General features: G+C 66.9%; 14 protein-coding genes. 1 reads left to right on the plus strand and 13 read right to left on the minus strand.

All coding sequences use genetic code 11. From position 1 onward, the window contains the following. Positions 1–8 precede the first annotated feature (8 nt). From J9611_RS04735 to rfbB, 6 genes are all read right to left on the minus strand, one after another. On the minus strand, positions 9–797 hold the full coding sequence (locus J9611_RS04735; protein WP_211878168.1) for an MBL fold metallo-hydrolase: 789 nt from the start codon (positions 795–797) through the stop codon (positions 9–11). Between the two features lie 194 nt (positions 798–991). Next, positions 992–2,104 (minus strand): branched-chain amino acid aminotransferase, encoded by a 1,113-nt coding sequence (locus J9611_RS04740; RefSeq protein WP_211878169.1) that lies wholly within the window; start codon positions 2,102–2,104, stop codon positions 992–994. 114 nt (positions 2,105–2,218) lie between these two features. Further along, on the minus strand, positions 2,219–3,271 hold the full coding sequence (locus tag J9611_RS04745; protein WP_211878170.1) for a 3-isopropylmalate dehydrogenase: 1,053 nt from the start codon (positions 3,269–3,271) through the stop codon (positions 2,219–2,221). 123 nt (positions 3,272–3,394) lie between these two features. Beyond that, positions 3,395–3,658: a DUF2304 domain-containing protein gene (locus tag J9611_RS04750; RefSeq protein ID WP_211878172.1), complete on the minus strand. Its 264-nt coding sequence runs from the start codon at positions 3,656–3,658 to the stop codon at positions 3,395–3,397. A 9-nt stretch (positions 3,659–3,667) separates the two neighbouring features. Then, positions 3,668–5,074, minus strand: coding sequence for a sugar nucleotide-binding protein (locus tag J9611_RS04755; RefSeq protein ID WP_211878174.1), 1,407 nt, complete (start codon positions 5,072–5,074; stop codon positions 3,668–3,670). A gap of 3 nt (positions 5,075–5,077) precedes the next feature. Continuing rightward, positions 5,078–6,076 (minus strand): dTDP-glucose 4,6-dehydratase, encoded by a 999-nt coding sequence (gene rfbB, locus J9611_RS04760; RefSeq protein ID WP_211878176.1) that lies wholly within the window; start codon positions 6,074–6,076, stop codon positions 5,078–5,080. A 55-nt stretch (positions 6,077–6,131) separates the two neighbouring features. Here rfbB and rfbA point away from each other — a divergent pair, with 55 nt between their 5' ends. Continuing rightward, positions 6,132–7,004 carry a glucose-1-phosphate thymidylyltransferase RfbA gene (gene rfbA, locus J9611_RS04765; protein ID WP_211878178.1) on the plus strand — a complete coding sequence of 291 codons (873 nt, stop codon included), beginning with the start codon at positions 6,132–6,134 and terminating at the stop codon, positions 7,002–7,004. Positions 7,005–7,204: 200 nt separating this feature from the next. Here the strand turns inward: rfbA and metG are convergent, their stop codons facing one another. From metG to J9611_RS04800, 7 genes are all read right to left on the minus strand, one after another. Further along, positions 7,205–8,764: a methionine--tRNA ligase gene (gene metG / locus J9611_RS04770; RefSeq protein ID WP_211878181.1), complete on the minus strand. Its 1,560-nt coding sequence runs from the start codon at positions 8,762–8,764 to the stop codon at positions 7,205–7,207. A 9-nt stretch (positions 8,765–8,773) separates the two neighbouring features. Further along, entirely contained in the window at positions 8,774–9,541 is a 768-nt protein-coding gene (locus J9611_RS04775; protein WP_211878183.1) for an ABC transporter ATP-binding protein, read from the minus strand. Continuing rightward, positions 9,538–12,327, minus strand: coding sequence for an ABC transporter permease (locus J9611_RS04780; protein WP_211878185.1), 2,790 nt, complete (start codon positions 12,325–12,327; stop codon positions 9,538–9,540). The genes J9611_RS04775 and J9611_RS04780 overlap by 4 nt, the downstream gene beginning before the upstream one ends. A 218-nt stretch (positions 12,328–12,545) precedes the next feature. Then, positions 12,546–14,135, minus strand: a complete 1,590-nt coding sequence (serA, locus tag J9611_RS04785; protein WP_211878186.1) for a phosphoglycerate dehydrogenase — start codon at positions 14,133–14,135, stop codon at positions 12,546–12,548. Between the two features lie 126 nt (positions 14,136–14,261). Continuing rightward, complete coding sequence (gene ilvC / locus J9611_RS04790) at positions 14,262–15,287, minus strand: ketol-acid reductoisomerase (RefSeq protein WP_211878188.1); 1,026 nt, start codon at positions 15,285–15,287, stop codon at positions 14,262–14,264. A gap of 91 nt (positions 15,288–15,378) precedes the next feature. Further along, on the minus strand, positions 15,379–15,891 hold the full coding sequence (gene ilvN / locus J9611_RS04795) for an acetolactate synthase small subunit (RefSeq protein ID WP_211878190.1): 513 nt from the start codon (positions 15,889–15,891) through the stop codon (positions 15,379–15,381). Between the two features lie 2 nt (positions 15,892–15,893). Continuing rightward, positions 15,894–17,792, minus strand: a complete 1,899-nt coding sequence (locus J9611_RS04800; RefSeq protein WP_211878192.1) for an acetolactate synthase large subunit — start codon at positions 17,790–17,792, stop codon at positions 15,894–15,896. Positions 17,793–18,000 lie beyond the last annotated feature (208 nt).

Genomic DNA, 18,000 nt, shown 5'->3' on the forward strand with positions numbered 1-18,000 from the left:
CCCCAAGCCTACCTGCTGCGGGACCGCAGATAGTCGAGCTGGGCGGCCACGGAGAGTTCCGCCGCCCGGCGCACCGCCGGGCCGACGTCGGCGTAGACGACGTCGGCCACCGCTTCGGGCGCGGCGTCCCGGCCGAGGATTTCCAGGGCGGCCCGGATCTGCGCGAGGCGTTCCTGCCGGTGGTCACGGTAGGCGCGGGCCACGGTGTCCAGTGCCGGCAGCACGGGACCGTGCGCGGGCAGGACCATGGCCGGCCCGAGGCGCTCCAGCCGGTCCAGGGAGTCCAGGTAGTCGCCGAGGGTGCCGTCGGGGTAATCCAGGACCGTGGTCCCCTGCCCCAGGATGGTGTCCCCGGTCAGCACCGAGCCGGCAGGGCCGTCGTCGGGCAGGTGGAAGGAGACGGAATCGGAGGTGTGGCCCGGAGTCGCCAGCACCCTGATTTCCACCCCGGCCCCCTGCAGGACCTCGCCGTCCCGCAGCGGGCTGCCCGCGTGGCAGTGGGCCGGGTCCGCGGCGCGCACGGGGGCGCCGGTGATTTCGGCGAAACGGGCGGCGGCGGCGGTGTGGTCTGCGTGCCGGTGCGTGATGAGGATGAGCTCCACGGCTCCGGCCTGCGCCAGCTCCTGCAGGTGCTCCTCGTCGAGGGGCCCCGGATCCACCACGACGGTCCCTGCCGCGCCGGGGGCCGCGATCAGGTAGGAGTTGGTGCCGGCCAGGCTCATCGGTCCCGGATTGGGCGCCAGCCGGAAGCGCGTCAGTTCGCTGCTGCGGAGGATTCTAGGGTTGTCCGTGGTCACGGTTCCATTTTTGCACCCGGCGGGCCGCAGGGCACGGGGCCGGCCGTGCGGGCCGGCCAGGTTACGCCAGCAGCTGGACGGTGATGTCACGGTGCGTTCACCGGGGCCTTAAACGGCGACGGCGGCCTCCGCTTCCGGTGGTACACCGGATGGCGGGAGCCGCCGTCGGACGCTTAAAAACCCTGGAAGACTGCCTAGGCGAGGCGGGTAAGCCAGCCGTGGGTGTCTTCCACGGTGCCGGTCTGGATGCCGAGGAGGGTCGCGCGGATGGCCATGGTGGTCTCCCCCGCCTTGGCGTCCTCGGAACCGATGAACTCCGTATTGTCCTTCAGGACGCCGATCGGGGTGATGACGGCGGCGGTGCCGCAGGCGAAGACTTCGGCGATGTCGCCGGAGACCACGCCGTCGCGCCACTCGTCCAGGGTGATCTTCCGCTCGGCGACGGCCCGGCCCATGTCCCTGGCCACCTGCATCACGGAGGACCGGGTGACGCCCTCAAGAATGGTCCCGGTCAGCGCCGGGGTGGCGAGCGAACCGTCCTTCATGACGAAGAAGACGTTCATGCCGCCGAGCTCCTCGACGGCGTTGTCGTTGAAGTGGTCGAGGAAGAGGACTTGCTTGCAGCCGTGGGCCTCGGCCTCCTGCTGGGCGATGAGCGAGGCGGCGTAGTTGCCGCCGCACTTGGCGGCACCGGTGCCGCCGCGGCCGGCGCGGGCGTACTCGCGCGAGATCCAGATCGACACCGGCTTCAGCTCGCCGCCGAAGTAGTTGCCCGCCGGCGAGGCGATGACGCGGAAGGACACCTCACGGGCCGCGCGGACGCCGAGGAAGGCCTCGGTGGCGATCATGAACGGCCGCAGGTACAGGGCCTCGCCGTCGCCGGAGGGTACCCATTCCTTGTCCACGGAGACCAGCTGGCGGATGGCCCCGAGGAAGTAGTCTTCCGGGATTTCGGGGAGGGCCAGGCGGCGCGCGGACTGGTTCATCCGGGCGGCGTTGGCCTCGGGGCGGAACGTCCAGATGGAGCCGTCGGCGTGGCGGTAGGCCTTGAGCCCTTCGAAGATCTCCTGCCCGTAGTGCAGCACCGCGGCGGAGGGGTCCAGGGAGATGGGACCGTAGGCTTCGACGCGCGCATCGTGCCATCCGCCCTTCCCCTCGAGGTCGACGCTGTAGTCGACGATCGCGGTGTGGTCGGTGAAGTAGTTGCCGAAACCAGGGGCCGCCAGGATGGCGGCACGCTCTTCAGCGGGCGTCGGGGTCGCCGAAAGCTGCTGGGTGAATTCGACGCCATGGGCAGTCTGGGTCATGGTTCCTCCACGGTCGGCTGCCGGGTGTACATAGGTGGTTCATCGTCGGGCCGCGGCAGCATTTTGGTGATTCGAAACAAGCTTACGCCGGTTGCGAGACGCCGCAGGCGCTGCCTACACGGCGGCCGCGATGGCGTCACCGATGGTGCTCGTGCTGCGGAAGCCGCCGTCGCGGTTTTCGATGTCGGCGACGACCGCCGCCTCGATCTTCCTGGCCGCGCGGGCATGGCCGAGGTGGTCCAGCAGGAGCGCCGCGGAAAGGATGGCGGCGGTGGGGTCGGCCTTCTGCTGGCCGGCGATATCCGGGGCGGACCCGTGGACCGGTTCGAACATGGACGGCGCGGTGCGTTCCATGTTGATGTTCCCGGATGCGGCGAGGCCGATGCCGCCGGTGACCGCGGCCGCGAGGTCGGTGATGATGTCGCCGAAGAGGTTGTCCGTGACGATCACGTCGAAGCGGGCCGGGTCGGTGACCAGGAAGATCGTGGCGGCGTCGACGTGGAGGTAGTCGTGGGTGACGTCCGGGAATTCCTGGGCCACGGCCTCAACGGTGCGCTTCCAGAGGTGGCCCGCGAAAACCAGGACGTTGTGCTTGTGCACGAGGGTCAGCTTCTTGCGCGGCCGGTCATTGGCGCGGCGGAAGGCGTCCCGGACCACCCGTTCCACGCCATAGGCGGTGTTCAGGGACACCTCGGTGGCGACCTCGTGCGGCGTGCCGGCGCGCAGGGTCCCGCCGTTGCCCACGTAGGGCCCTTCGGTGCCTTCGCGGACGACGATGAAATCGATCTCGCCAGGGGTGGCGAGCGGGCTGCCGACGCCGGCGTAGAGCCGGGAGGGGCGCAGGTTGACGAAGTGGTCCAGGCTGAAGCGCAGCTTGAGCAGCATCTCGCGTTCGATGATGCCGGAGGGTATCCGGGTGTCGCCGGGGGCCGCGCCGACCGCTCCGAAGAGGATGGCGTCCCGGGTGCGAAGGTCCGCGAGGGTCTCCTCGGGCAGCGTCTCGCCGGTCTCGAGCCAGTGCTCCGCGCCGAGCTTGTAGTGCGTCTGCGCCAGCACGATCCCCTCGGCGGCGGCAGCCTTTTCGAGGACCTTCAGGGCTTCGGCTATGACCTCCGGGCCGATGCCGTCGCCGGGGATAACTGCCAGGTCAATCGTGGATGCGCTCATCTTTTCAGGGTAGCCAAGGGATCCACATTCTGGTCAAGTTGTCTCACCATCCGAACATCCCGGGCCCCGACGCTCCCTCAGCTTTCGCAGGTCAATCCCCGACGCTCCCTCAGGTTTCGCAGGTCAATCCCCGGAGCGGCGAGACGTGAGGGAGCGTCGGTGGGCGGTTTCGGCCTGGCGGAAGCGCTGGTACGTGATTGCCATAAAAACGAACAATGAGACGACCGCACCGTAGAGGACGAGGTCGATTCCGCGTCCGATGCCAAGGAACGTCGCCACCCGGGTGAGTGCCTCGGGGAAGAACACGGAGAGGGCGGCCGCGACCGCGAACATCATCAGCAAAATGCGCCGCACAGCCAGGTGCCTTGCGTTGGATCCGCCGCGCATCGGCGCCTGCTAGTCCAGGTAGGCGGCCAAACGGCTGGAGGCGCTGGGCGGACGAAATCCCGTGGCCTGGATTTTCCCGAGCTCAAGCACGCTGTTCAGCGGCCTGGCGGCGGCGTCTTTGCCGCCGAAGTACTCTGCCGTACTGACGCCCGAGACATCCGTGCGGGCGGCGCCGGACAGCTCATAGACGTCCGCGGCAACATCCGCCCATGACTGGGGCTCGCCGTCGTTGGACAGGTTATAGGTGCCGAACTCCGCGCCCGTCTCGAGCAGGTGACGGATCCCGGCTGCGATGTCCCGGGTGAAGCTGAGTCTGCCGGTCTGGTCGTTGACGACGGACGGTTCAATGCCGCGGTCGGCCAGGGACGCCATGGTGCGGACGAAGTTGTTGCCTTCGCCGATGACCCAGCTGGTGCGCACGATGTAGTGCCGGGGCACGACGCTGACGACGGCGTCGCCCGCGGCCTTGGTCTGGCCGTACACGCCCAGCGGCGAGAGTGCTTCGTCTTCCGCGTGGCTCCCGGTCGCGCCGTCGAACACATAGTCGGATGAGACATGGACGAGGGTCAGGTCATGTTCGACGGCGGTCCTGGCCAGCCTGGCGACGGCGGTGACGTTGATGGCCCACGCAGCGGTTCTCCCCTCCGGCGATTCGGCGGCGTCGACGGCGGTGTAGGCGGCCGCGTTGATGATCGTGGAGTAGTTTTTCCAGTTCCTGGTGGTGAACGACGCCTCAGCCCCGAGGTCGAACTCACTGCGGCCGGCGAACTCGACGGACGCGTCGCCGTCGTACAGGTCCCGGAGGGCCTTGCCGAGCTGGCCGTCGGCGCCGAGCACGAGGATCTTCTTCGCCGGCATCGGGACCACCTCCGCGAGGCGGGGGTGGGCCTTGTCCTTATCCGAGAGCTCGGCCTGCTCCAGCGGCACGGGCCAGGCGATGTCCGCGGACTCGTCCGCGAGGTTCAGGAAGGTGTACTGGCCCTGCGCGTCCGCGGACCAGTGGTCGTTGACCAGATAGGTATAGGCGGTGTTGTCCGCCAGGGTCTGGAACCCGTTGCCCACACCCCGGGGGATGAAGATGGCCTGGCTGGGGTCGAGGTCCGCGGTGAAGACGGCGCCGAAGGACGGGCCCTCGCGCAGGTCCACCCAGGCGCCGAAGATCCGGCCGGTGGCCACGGAAATGAACTTGTCCCACGGTTCGGCGTGGATCCCGCGGGTGGTCCCGGCCTTTTCGTTGAAGGAGATGTTGTTCTGCACCGGGCGGAAGTCCGGCAGGCCGAGGGCCACCATTTTTTCCCGCTGCCAGTTCTCCTTGAACCAGCCGCGGTTGTCGCCGTGGACCGGAAGGTCGTAGAGGACGACGCCGGGGATTGACGTTTCGTGCGCGGTGAGCTGTTTGGAGAACTCGATCGGCATGCTCTACTGTCCCTGTTCCGTGTACTTGGCTTCCGTTGCCGCCTTCTGCGGACGCCACCAGTCCTGGTGGTCCCGGTACCAGGCGATGGTGTCCTCGATGCCGGCGTCGAAGTTGGAGAACCGCGGCTCCCAGCCCAGCTCGGTGCGGAGCTTGGCGGAATCGATGGCGTAGCGCAGGTCATGGCCGGGGCGGTCCACCACATGGTCATAGGCGTCCGGGGCCTGGTCCATGTGCTTGAGGATCAGCTCCACGACGTCCTTGTTGTTCTGCTCGCCGTCGGCGCCGATCAGGTACGTCTCGCCGATCCGGCCCTTGGCGATGATGGCCAGGACAGCGGACGAATGGTCGTTGGCATGGATCCAGTCCCGCACGTTCTCGCCCTTGCCGTACAGCTTGGGGCGGATCCCGTCGATGACGTTGGTAATCTGGCGCGGAATGAACTTCTCCACGTGCTGGTACGGGCCGTAGTTGTTCGAGCAGTTGCTGATCGTGGCCTGCAGGCCGAAGGACCGCACCCAGGCCCGGACCAGCAGGTCGGAGGCCGCCTTCGTCGACGAGTACGGGCTGGAGGGGTTGTACGGGGTGCTCTCGGTGAACCGCTCCGGATCAACCAGTTCCAGGTCGCCGTAGACCTCGTCGGTGGAGATGTGGTGGAAGCGCTTGGCGTGTTTCCGGGCGGCCTCGATCAGCGTGTACGTGCCGATGATGTTCGTGTCCAGGAACGGGCGCGGATCGTGCAGGGAGTTGTCGTTGTGTGACTCGGCCGCGTAGTGGACCACGACGTCGCTGTCCGCCACCAGCCCGTCGACGAGTTCCGCGTCGGTGATGTCGCCCTGCACGAACCGGAACCGCCCTACCGGAAGCCCCGCCAGGGATTCCAGGTTGCCCGCGTAGGTGAGCTTGTCCACAACGGTTACGCTGTGGCCCGTGTTTTCGATGACATAGTGCACGAAGTTGGAACCGATGAAGCCGGCGCCGCCGGTGACGAGAAGTCGCTGCATAATTCCTTACGGTACCCGATTTGCTGCGGCCGTTAGTGACGGCAATGATTGGGGCATGCGCGGAATAATACTTGCCGGCGGTACCGGCTCCCGACTCCATCCCATCACCATGGGAGTGAGCAAGCAGCTGGTCCCCGTTTACGACAAGCCGATGATCTACTATCCGCTGTCCACCCTTATCCTCGCCGGCATCCGGGACATCCTGATCATCACCACCCCGCAGGACGCCGAGCAGTTCCAGCGGCTGCTGGGCGACGGCTCCCGGTTCGGCGTCAACCTCAGCTATGTGCAGCAGCCTTCGCCCGACGGACTGGCGCAGGCCTTCATCCTGGGCGCCGGGCACATCGGCAACGAACCTGTTGCCCTGATTCTGGGCGACAACATCTTCTATGGCCCCGGCATGGGCGCGCAGCTGCGACGTTTCGGGGACATCGACGGCGGCGCTGTCTTCGGGTACTGGGTTTCGGATCCGACGGCGTACGGGGTGGTCGAATTCGACGGCTCCGGAAAGGCCATCTCCCTGGAAGAGAAGCCGGAGAATCCCAAGAGCCACTACGCGGTACCGGGGCTGTACTTTTACGACAACGAGGTCGTTGACATTGCAAAGAACCTGAGCCCCTCACCCCGGGGTGAACTCGAAATCACCGACGTGAACCGCACCTACCTGGAACGCGGCAAGCTCCATGTCGAAATCCTGCCCCGCGGGACCGCATGGCTGGACACCGGTACGTTCAGTGACCTGAACGATGCGTCCAACTTTGTCCGCACCACCGAGAACCGTCAGGGACTCAAGATCGGCGCCCCCGAGGAAATCGCGTGGCGCCTGGGATACCTGAGCGATGACGAACTGCGCGTGCGCGCCGAAGGCCTGGTCAAGAGCGGCTACGGAACCTACCTGCTGGAACTCCTCCGCAGCGCCGCCTCCTAGCGGTTCCTGCACCGGTTCATGAACCGGTATTCCCCAGTGTGAGCCCCCGGTGACCGGCCATGGCTTGTAGTCTGGGACATGGCTGGAACCTCCAAAAATTCAAATGTGGCTCTACCAGCGAAACCATGATTCACACGGCAACCCACGACTCTCTTTGAACCGGAGGTTCCAGCCCCAAACCGGGGGCTACCTTCATATCTCTAGGCCTCGGCGGGCTCCTCGTACTTCGGGAAGACCGGGGCCGGGGCGGGCAGGGCCGTGCCCGCGGCGATGGGCGTTTCAAGAGCCGCGAACTGGCGCGCCTCACCCTCGGGCTGGCCCAGCGTGTCCAGGATGGCAGCGGCCGCCGTCGGCATCACCGGCTGCGCCAGAATCGACACGATCCGCAGCACCTCCAGGGTGGCATACAGGACCGTGTTCATGCGCTCGACGTCGGTCTTGCGCAGCACCCAGGGGGCCTGCTCGGCGAAGTAGGCGTTGGTGTCACCGAGGACGCCCCAGATTGCCTCCAGGGCGCGGCTGAATTCCTGCTTCTCAAAGGCGGCGCGCGAGATTTCCAGCAGGCCCTTCGCCTGGCCCAGCAGCGCGGCGTCCTCGGCGGAGAACGCGCCGGGGACGGGAACGCGGCCTTCGCAGTTCTTCGCCACCATGGACAGCGAACGCTGGGCCAGGTTGCCGAAGTTGTTGGCGAGGTCGGAGTTCATCCGGCCCACGATTGCCTCGTGGTTGTAGTTGCCGTCCGCGCCGAACGGGACCTCGCGGAGGAAGAAGAACCGCACCTGGTCCAGTCCGTACTGGGACACGAAGTCCGCGGGTGCCACCACGTTGCCCAGTGACTTGGACATCTTGACGCCGTTGTTCTGCAGGAAGCCGTGGATCATGACCCGCTTGGGCAGTTCCAGCCCGGCGGACATCAGGAAGGCGGGCCAGTAGATGGCATGGAACCGGGAAATGTCCTTGCCGATCACATGGACATCGGCCGGCCAGAACTTCTTGAAGGATTCCGACTCAACGTCCGGGTAGCCGACGCCGGTGAGATAGTTGGTGAGCGCATCGACCCACACATACATGACGTGGTTGTCGTTGCCCGGCACCGGAACGCCCCAGTCGAACGTGGTCCGGCTGATGGACAGGTCCTCCAGGCCGCGCTTGACGAAGCTGATGACCTCGTTGAACCGCGACTGGGGTGCACCGAATTCCGGGTGCGCCTCATACAGCGCCAGCAGCTTGTCCTGGTAGGCGGAGAGCCGGAAGAAGTAGCTCTCCTCGGCCGTCCACGTGACCTCGGTGTCCGATTCGCGCGAGTAGCGCAGGCCGTCGTCCTTGACCACGGTCTCGTCTTCGCCGTAATACGCCTCGTCGCGGACCGAGTACCAGCCTTCGTACTTGGACAGGTAGATGTCCCCGTTGGCCTCCATCTTCTTCCAGATGGCCTGCGATGCCGCATAGTGGTCGGCGTCGGTGGTGCGGATGAATCGGTCGTAGGAGATCCCCAGGGCCGCGTGCGCCGCCTTGTAGATCCCGGCGTTCCGGTCCACCAGCTCCTTGGGCGTGACGCCTTCCTTCTCGGCGGCCTGGGCGATCTTCATGCCGTGCTCGTCCGTTCCGGTCAGGAAGAAGACGTCGTGCCCGTCCAGGCGCTTGAAGCGTGCCATCGCATCGGTAGCGATGTACTCGTAGGCGTGGCCGATATGCGGCACCCCGTTGGGGTACGTGATGGCCGTGGTGATGTAGAACGGGGTCTTGTCAGTTGAAGTCACTGGTTAAACCTAGATCAGTTCGGTCAGGGTATCGGTCTGCCGGACGAGTTCGTGGTCATGTGAAGCGACCAGGACGGCGATTCCGTCCGACGTCGTGTCCTTGAGGATGCTGATGATGCGGTTGGCCGAGGCCCGGTCCAGGCTGGCGGTGGGCTCGTCCACGATCAGCACGCGGGTGCCGAGGATCAGCGCCCGGGCGATCGCCACGCGCTGGCGTTCACCGCCGGAGAGCTGGGCGGGACGGTGGCGCATCCGCCGGCCGAGGCCCACGAGGTCCAGGAGGTCCTTGGCCATGGCGCGGCGCTGGTCCACCTCGCCGTCCGGCACGGCCGGCAGCAGGACGTTTTCCAGCGCGCTCATGCCGTCGATCAGGGCCCCGCCCTGGTCGACGTAGCCGATCAGCGCCCGGCGGCGGTCGGCGATCTCGTCGTCGCCCATGGTTTCGAGCGAATCGCCTTCCCAGAAGACCCGGCCCGACGTCGGCAGGGTCAGGCCCGCGCTGACGGTCAGGATGCTGGTCTTGCCGGAGCCGCTGCGGCCGGCGATGCAGTGCATCTCGCCGGCGTGCAGCGTCAGGTTGAAGTCGTCCACGACGTCGACGGTCTCGGCACCGCCCTTGCCGCCGCCGTAGTGGATGGTGATGTTGCTCAGCTCGAGCGGCGTGGCGTGGTCCGCGGCCTTCACGATGGTGTTGGCACGGGTCTTGTGTGCACTCTTCCGGGTGCTGGCGGTCATCCGGTCGTGGGCCGCCCGGTCAGGGTTCAGCTCGTTAGTCATTTGACTACTTTCGTTGCAATGGGAATCCAGCAGAGTACGGCCACGAGTCCGGCGAGACCGGCCCAGAGTGCGGCGTAGGGGGCGAGGAGCAGGCCGATGCCGAGGGCGCCCAGGACACCCAGCGGCAGCGCGATGGTCCCCACCATGGCGTTTTCGAAGAAGCGGACCTGGCCCAGCATGTCCGGATTCCAGCCCATCGCCTGCAGCGTGCCGAGGTACTGGCGCTTGGCCTGCAGCTCGAAGCGGCCGGTGACCATGGTCAGCACGAGCCCTACGGCCACCCCGGCCAGGGCCAGGATGATGCTTGGCAGCACGATGCTGGCCGCGGCAAGCCCGGACAGCGCACTGGCCCCGGCCGCCCGGGGGATGTCGATCAGCAGCGCGGCCAGGCCGCCCGCCGCGGCGCCGAAGACGCCGACGGCGACAGCCAGGGCTCCGGTGTTGAACTTGTTGGTGCTCAGCTGCCGGTTGGCGAAGGTGAGCGCGGAATCGACCGGGATCAGGCGTTCGTCGTGCTGCGGTTCCTGGTCCACTTCCTCGCGGTGGCGCAGCTGCTGCGCGGCGAAGTACGCGGCGCCGACGTACAGTGCCAGGACGGAGGCCGAGACGATGGCGGTGGCCGGGTTCCAGCTGACGAGGCTGAGGACCGTTCCGGCCACGGCCAGGAAGGCTGCGCCGACGCCGAATTCGGCCAGCACCCAGGAGCGGATCCGGCGCTGGGTCCAGCCCATGGCACGCAGCGTTCCTGCCTCGCTGCGCCGCTTGCGGACGTAGCTGACGGTCGAGGCCCCGGTCAGCAGGGCCGCGCCGCACAGGGTCAGGAACAGCAGGGTCAGGTTGGTCCCGGTGAGCGAGGCGGAGACGGCGTCCGCGGCGTCCTGCCGGACCCACGACTGCTGGACGGTGCCCAGCGCGGACTCCTTGCCGGCGTCGTCCTTGGAGTACCCCGGGACGAAAATGCTCGCGTCCTCACGGGCGGAGCCGGCAACAACGGTCGCCTGCAGCCCCATGTCCCTGATCTCGTTGGCGAGCTGCTCGACGTCGGGCTGCGCCTGCTTCCAGCTGCCCGGGACCTTGGCCCGGACGCGGATGGCGTCGATCACCGAGGCGTTCTGGTCGAAGCCGCGGGCTGCGGCGAGGCCGTAGAAGTCGGTGATGGCGCCGGCGGACTGGCTGGCCAGGCCCGTGGCGCTGAGTGAGGGCTTGAGGCCGGTGGGTGCGACGTCCTTGCCGGCGGCGTCCTTGGTGAGGGTGAAGGGGGTGGGGTCGTAGCCGCCCAGGGGGAGCCGGTTCACGTCGCCGGCAGCTTCCCGGACCTTGGCCGGGTCGAAGGTGCCGTAGACCATTGCGAGCGGTGTGGCCAGCTTCTTGCCGGTGTCCAGGTTGTCCCGGTAGGACCGCTCGTCCACGGGGTTGCGCTGGGTCTGGTCGACGGGTGCGCCGTTGGCGGCCTTCTCCGGCAGCCGGTTCACGGTCACCCATTCCCCGGGCGTGGCCGACTTGCCGACGGCGCCGTTCGCGGCGGTGGACCCGTCGGTGTACTTGGGGGCGGCGGCGAAGTCGGTGCTCCACGTGGCGGGGTTGTACAGTCCCTGGCTGAAGCTGCCGGTGTCCCCCAGCAGCTGGGACAGGTCCTTGGAGCCGGGCCAGGCCAGGGCGAACGGGGATTTGGAGACGAACGGCAGGTAGTCCTTGTCCAGCGAACGGGACACGGTGCCGACGTCCTTGGTGACGTTGCCGGAACCGTCGATTTCCTCGATCTTGACCGAGTACTTCAGGTCCAGCGAGGTGCCGGAGCGGACAATCAGCGGGATCGCCTGGGAGTCGGCGGTGAGCTGGCCGCTGCGCTTGGCCTGCTGGTACTGGCTCATCAGCGGGGCCCAGTACTTGAGCTTGACGCCGAGGAAGTCGGGGCCCTCCTTCAGCTGGTCCATGCCGATGCCGCTGCTGAAGAGGCTCTCGAAGTGCCGGCCAACCGCCCCGGCGTTGCGGGCGTCCGCCGCGGGGGCCTTCTCCAGCGGGGCCAGGAAGTCGCCCGCGGAGCCGAGCAGGGCGCGTTCGGAGACGGGGTCGACGGCGACGACGGACTCGGTCACCTGCGGGGCCATCGGCAGCGAGACGGAGAGGTTGAAGAGGGTGTGTTCGGAGCCGCCGGCCGGGGCCGGGAACTTGATGCCGGTCTCCCCGGCCGGGCCGGCGATTCGGACGTTCTTCCCGCCGGCGACCTGTTCCTGGATGAGCTTGGCCTTGCCGAGGGAGCCTTCCGCCGTGGTCTTGAACAGGGTCTGGTCCGAGACGCCATCGGAGCTGACGGCACTGGCGGTGAGCCGGTACTTTTTGGGCGCATCGCTCAGGACCGACTCGGCGGCCGGCCATTTGCTCGGGTCGGTGGCGGTGGGGTCCCCCGAGGTGCCTGCGAGGCCGGCGTTGTAGCCGAGGTAGTCCGTGGCGTCCAGGCGCGGGGATTCCAGGTTCTGGGTGACGCGTGAGACGAGGCTGATCGGCGCTGCCACCGATGTGCCGGACAGCTTCCGGATGGCATCCAGCTGGTCGAAGCCGATGCCGCCCTGGCCGTTGGCGATGTCCGGCTGCATGAGCCCTGCGTTGTCGCTGGCCTTGACCTGGACGAGGATGTCGTAGAGTCCCCGGGAGTTCTGGTCAACGGTCCGGTTGAGTGCCGCCTGCGACTGGCCCTGGACCAGGACCGACAGGCACATGGCCGCGATCAAGATGGACGCGGTCAGCAGAAGCACTCTGCTTCTGATGAACCTCTGGACGGCGTTCATTGGGCTCCTGAAAGCTGGATTGCGTGCGCACGCCGCAGTTCATCCCGAGCGGAAATGAAGGCGTCCCCTGCCGGGCGTGCAAAAGTAAAGGCCGGTCTGCCGGCCAGGTTCCGAAAATTCGGACCTAGCCATTGTACGCAGACCGGCCGCCCATCCGCGGACGCGCGACGGCGGCAGCCGCTTCCGGCAGTGCAGCGCCGCGCGTCCGCGCGGAAGGGCTAGTCCTCCAGATCAACCTCGCGGACCATCTCGGCGCCGATGCCGGCCTTGATCGCTTCAAGGACCTGCTGCGGCACGGAACTGTCGACGGTCAGGAGGGCCAGCACCTGGCCGCCCTCCGTCTGCCGCGCAACCTGCATGCCGGCGATGTTGATGTTGTTCATGCCGAGGATGTGCCCGATCGTGCCGACCACACCGGGGCGGTCCGCGTAGGCAACCACCACGAGGTGCTCGCTGATCGGGATCTCCACCTCGAAGCCGTTGAGGCCCACGAGCTTCTGCACCTGCTTGGGCCCGGTCAGGGTTCCGGATACCGAGATCTGGCTGCCGTCGCTCAGCGCGCCGCGCAGGGTCAGGAGGTTCCGGTAGGACTCCGTCTCGGACGTGGTGATGAGGCGGACATTGATCCCGCGCTGCTCGGCGATGACCGGGGCGTTGACGTAGGAAACCGTCTCGGTCACGACGTCGGCGAAGATGCCCTTGAGGGCAGCCAGTTCCAGCACTTTGACATCGAGCGCGGCGATTTCGCCGGCAATCTCGACGTCGACCTGCGTCAGCGAGGCGTGGGTCATGGCCGTGAAGATGCGGCCGAGCTTCTCGATCAGCGGGATGCCCGGGCGGACGTCCTCGGCGATGACGCCCCCGGCGACGTTCACGGCGTCGGGCACCAGTTCACCGGCCAGCGCCAGGCGGACGGACTTCGCGACCGAGACGCCGGCCTTCTCCTGCGCTTCGTCGGTGGAGGCGCCCAGGTGCGGGGTGACCACGACGTTGTCGAGTTTGAAGAACGGCAGGTCGGTGCTGGGCTCCTTGACGAAGACGTCGACGGCGGCACCGGCGATCTCGCCGTCCTGGAGGGCGGTGTAGAGGGCCTCCTCGTCCACGAGTCCGCCGCGGGCGACGTTGACGACGTAGGCCGTCTTCTTCATCTTCGCGAAGGCCTCGGCGCCGAGCATGCCGACGGTCTCGGGGGTCTTGGGCATGTGGATGGTGATGAAGTCCGACTGCGCCAGGAGCTCGTCCAGGCTCACCGGCTGCACGCCGAGCTGGGCGGCGCGGGCGGAGGTGATGTAGGGGTCGTAGGCGAGGATCTTGGTATCGAAGCCCTGCAGGCGGGCCGCGACGAGGGCGCCGATCCGGCCCAGGCCGATGATGCCGATCTTCTTCTCGAACAGTTCGATGCCGGTGTACTTGGACCGCTTCCACTCGCCGTCCTTGAGGGCGGCGCTGGCCTGCGGGATGTGCCGGGCGAGGCTCAGGATGTGGCCGACGGTGAGTTCGGCGGCGGAGACGATGTTCGAGGTGGGCGCGTTGACCACCATGACACCTGCCTGCGTGGCGGCCTTGATGTCCACGTTGTCCAGGCCGACGCCGGCGCGGGCGATGACCTTCAGGTTCTTCGCGGCGGCAATGGCTTCGGCATCCACCTGGGTGGCGGAGCGGACCAGGATGGCGTCGACGTCTGCGATCGCAGAGAGCAGCTGGGAGCGGTCGGCGCCGTCGATCTGGCGGATTTCAAAGTCCGGGCCGAGGGCCTCGACTGTGGCGGGCGAAAGTTCTTCGGCGAGCAGTACTACGGGTTTTGACACGGCTGATCCTCTGCGTTGCAGTCCGGGGGATAAATCAAGTCTAGGCTGACGGAAAGGGCGGGCCCACATTGTTAAGCGTGGACCCGGCCTCACTGTTGCCTCGTGAATGGCGCCTGAACGGCAGCCTTAGCGGGCTACCGAGCCTTCGGTGTAGTCGTCCTCGTTCTTGATCCAGGAGAACAGCTTGCGCAGCTCGCGGCCGGTGGCCTCGATCGGGTGGTCCTCACCCTTCTTGCGCAGCGCCTTGAACTCCGGAGCTCCGGCGTCCTGGTCGTCGATGAAGCGCTTGGCGAAGGTGCCGTCCTGGATGTCCTTGAGGACAGCCTTCATGTTTTCCTTCACCTGGGGGGTGATAACGCGCGGGCCGGAGACGTAGTCGCCGTATTCCGCGGTGTCCGAGACGCTCCAGCGCTGCTTGGCGATGCCGCCTTCGACCATGAGGTCCACGATGAGCTTGAGCTCGTGCAGCACCTCGAAGTAGGCGACCTCCGGCTTGTAGCCGGCCTCGGTGAGGGTCTCGAAGCCGTACTGGATCAGCTGGGAAGCGCCGCCGCAGAGAACGGCCTGCTCGCCGAAGAGGTCGGTTTCGGTCTCTTCGGTGAAAGTGGTCTCGATGACGCCCGCGCGGGTGCCGCCGATGGCCTTGGCGTAGGACAGGGCCAGTTCCTTGGCCTTGCCGGACGGGTTCTGCTCGACGGCGATCAGGTCCGGCACGCCGCGGCCTGCTTCGAACTCGCGGCGCACGATGTGGCCCGGGCCCTTGGGGGCAACGAGGGCGACGTCGACGTCGGCCGGCGGCTGGATGTAGCCGTAGCGGATGTTGAAGCCGTGTCCGAAGAACAGGGCGTCGCCGGGCTGCAGGTTCGGGGCGATGTCCTCGGCGTAGACGTGGCGCTGGACCTGGTCCGGGGTGAGGACCATGATGAGGTCCGCTTCGGCGACGGCCTCGGCGACGTTGAGGACGCGCAGGCCCTCGGCCTCGGCCTTGGCGCGGGACTTGGAGCCTTCCTTCAGGCCGACGCGGACGTCAACCCCGGAATCGCGGAGGCTGAGGGCGTGGGCGTGGCCCTGGGAGCCGTAACCGATGACGGCGACGGTGCGGCCCTGGATGATCGACAGGTCGGCGTCGTCGTCGTAAAACATTTCAGTCACTGGGGTGTCTCCTTTTGAGTGGATTCGTGTTGTGGTGCTTATCGGGGAACTTCGGTGGTGCGGTGGCTTACGCGGTGCCTTACGCGGTGTTTTACGCGCTGCGTAGGGCCCTGTCACTCATGGAGCGGGATCCCCGCCCCACGGCCAGGGTGCCGGACTGCACGATTTCGCGGATGCCGAAAGGCTCAAGCACAGAAAGGAGTGCCGTGAGCTTCTCGGGGTGTCCCGTCGCCTCAATGACCACCGACTCGGTGGAGACGTCGACTACTGAGGCGCGGAACAGGTCTGCAGCCTGGGTGACCTGCAGCCGTGTTGCGGCGTCCGCCCGTACCTTGACCAGGATGTGGTCGCGCTGTACGGAAGATTCTGGGGTGAGCTCGACGATCTTGATCACGTTGACCAGCTTGTTCAGCTGCTTGGTGACCTGCTCGATCAGCTCGCCGTCGGCGTCGACGACGACGGTCATCCGGGACATGCCCGGAACTTCCGTCGGGCCGACGGCCAGGGAATTGATGTTGAAGGCGCGGCGGGCGAAGAGGCTGGCGACGCGGGTCAGCACACCGGGCTTGTCTTCGACCAGAACGGACAATGTGTGGCGGGTCATGTTCAGTCCTCCTCTTCCCATTCCGGGGTCATGTTGCGGGCAACCTGGATCTGGTCGTTGCTGACTCCGGAGGGGACCATCGGCCACACCATGGAGTTGGGGCTCACGACGAAATCGATGACCACGGGGCGGTCGTTGATCTCCAGGGCCTTCTGGATGGTGGCGTCGATGTCCTCGTCGCGTTCGCAGCGGAAGGAGGCGCAGCCGTAGGCGTCCGCCAGCTTGACGAAGTCCGGGATCCGGACGGTGTCGTGGCCGGTGTTCAGGTCGGTGTTGGAGTAGCGGCCCTCGTAGAACAGGGTCTGCCACTGGCGCACCATGCCCAGGGAGGAGTTGTTGATGATGGCGACCTTGATCGGGATCTTGTTGATCGCGCAGGTGGCCAGCTCCTGGTTGGTCATCTGGAAGCAGCCGTCGCCGTCGATCGCCCAGACCACGCGGTCCGGCTCGCCGACCTTGGCGCCCATGGCGGCCGGCACGGCGTAGCCCATGGTGCCGGCCCCGCCGGAGTTCAGCCAGGCGTGCGGACGCTCGTACTTGATGAACTGCGCGGCCCACATCTGGTGCTGGCCGACGCCCGCCACATAGATCCCCTCGGGACCGGTGAGGGCCCCGATGCGTTCGATCACGCGCTGCGGGGCGGACAGGCCGTCCTCGGGTTCGGTCCAGCCCAGCGGGTAGGTGTCCTTGAGGTTGTTCAGGAACGCCCACCAGGCGGTCAGGTCCGGGGTGCCGGAGGCCTCGAACGCCAGGCGCAGGGCCTCGCTCAGCTCGGGGATGATCTCCTTGACCGAGCCCACGATCGGGACGTCGGCGGTGCGGTTCTTGGAGATTTCCGCCGGATCGATGTCCGCGTGGATGATCTTGGCGTTCGGGGCGAAGGTCTTCAGGACGCCGGTCACCCGGTCATCGAACCGTGCACCGAGGGTGATCAGCAGGTCGGACTGCTGCAGCGCGGTCACGGCGGACACGGTGCCGTGCATGCCCGGCATGCCCACATGCTGCGGGTGCGAGTCCGGGAAGGCGCCGCGGGCCATCAGGGTGGTCACCACGGGGGCACCGGAGAGCTCGGCCAGCTCGCGCAGTTCCGCCGAGGCATGGGCCTTGACGACGCCGCCGCCGACGTAGAGCACGGGCTTGGTGGCGGCCGCGATGAGCCTGGCGGCCTCGCGGACCTGCTTGCTGTGGCCGCGGAGCACCGGGTGGTAGCCGGGGAGGTCGATCTTGGGCGGCCAGGAGAAGGTCATCTGACCCTGCTGGGCGTCCTTGGCGACGTCCACGAGCACGGGGCCGGGACGGCCGGTGGAGGCCAGATGGAAGGCCTCCGCCATGACGTGCGGGATGTCGTTGGGGTCCGTGACCAAGAAGGAGTGCTTCGTGATCGGCATGGTGATCCCGACGATATCCGCTTCCTGGAACGCGTCGGTGCCGATCACGGCACTGGCGACCTGGCCGGTGATGGCCACCATCGGCACGGAGTCCATGTGGGCATCCATGATGGCGGTGACGAGGTTGGTGGCACCCGGGCCCGAGGTGGCGATGCAGACGCCAACCCGTCCGGTGACCATGGCGTAGCCTTGCGCGGCGTGGCCGGCTCCCTGTTCGTGACGGACCAGAATGTGGTTCATTCGTGAAGCCATCAAGGGGTCATAGGTGGGCAGGATCGCGCCACCGGGCAAACCAAAAATGTCCTCGACGCCGAGTTCTTCGAGCGCGCGGACGATTGCTTGTGAGCCGGTCATCACCGTCGGGGGTACGACGTTGTTCGGCCCAAGGACAGGAGAGACGGCAGCAGTGTCGACGGCGGCGTCAGCCGGACGTTCGACGCGTTCCGAAGCCTTGTGGGCTCCAGCGGACTTCGTGGCCATCAGCGAGGGGCTGATCGGCGATCCTTTGCTCATCGGACTCTTCCTTTGGGATCTTCTGTGATCGTGGAACTGCGGGGGTGGAGCGTGGTGCTGGTGGTGCGGGAAATAAAAAAACCCCTCAGCCTGTGCGGCTCTTCGAGGGGTTTGCGCGTGACGGTCCGTTAACCAGTTGCGGCTATTGGGCCACGCGCTTGGTAACGACGACGCCGACGGTAACGGATGAGATCATGCGTTCAGTTTT

Source organism: Pseudarthrobacter albicanus (genome assembly GCF_018224015.1).
Lineage (GTDB): Bacteria > Actinomycetota > Actinomycetes > Actinomycetales > Micrococcaceae > Arthrobacter > Arthrobacter albicanus.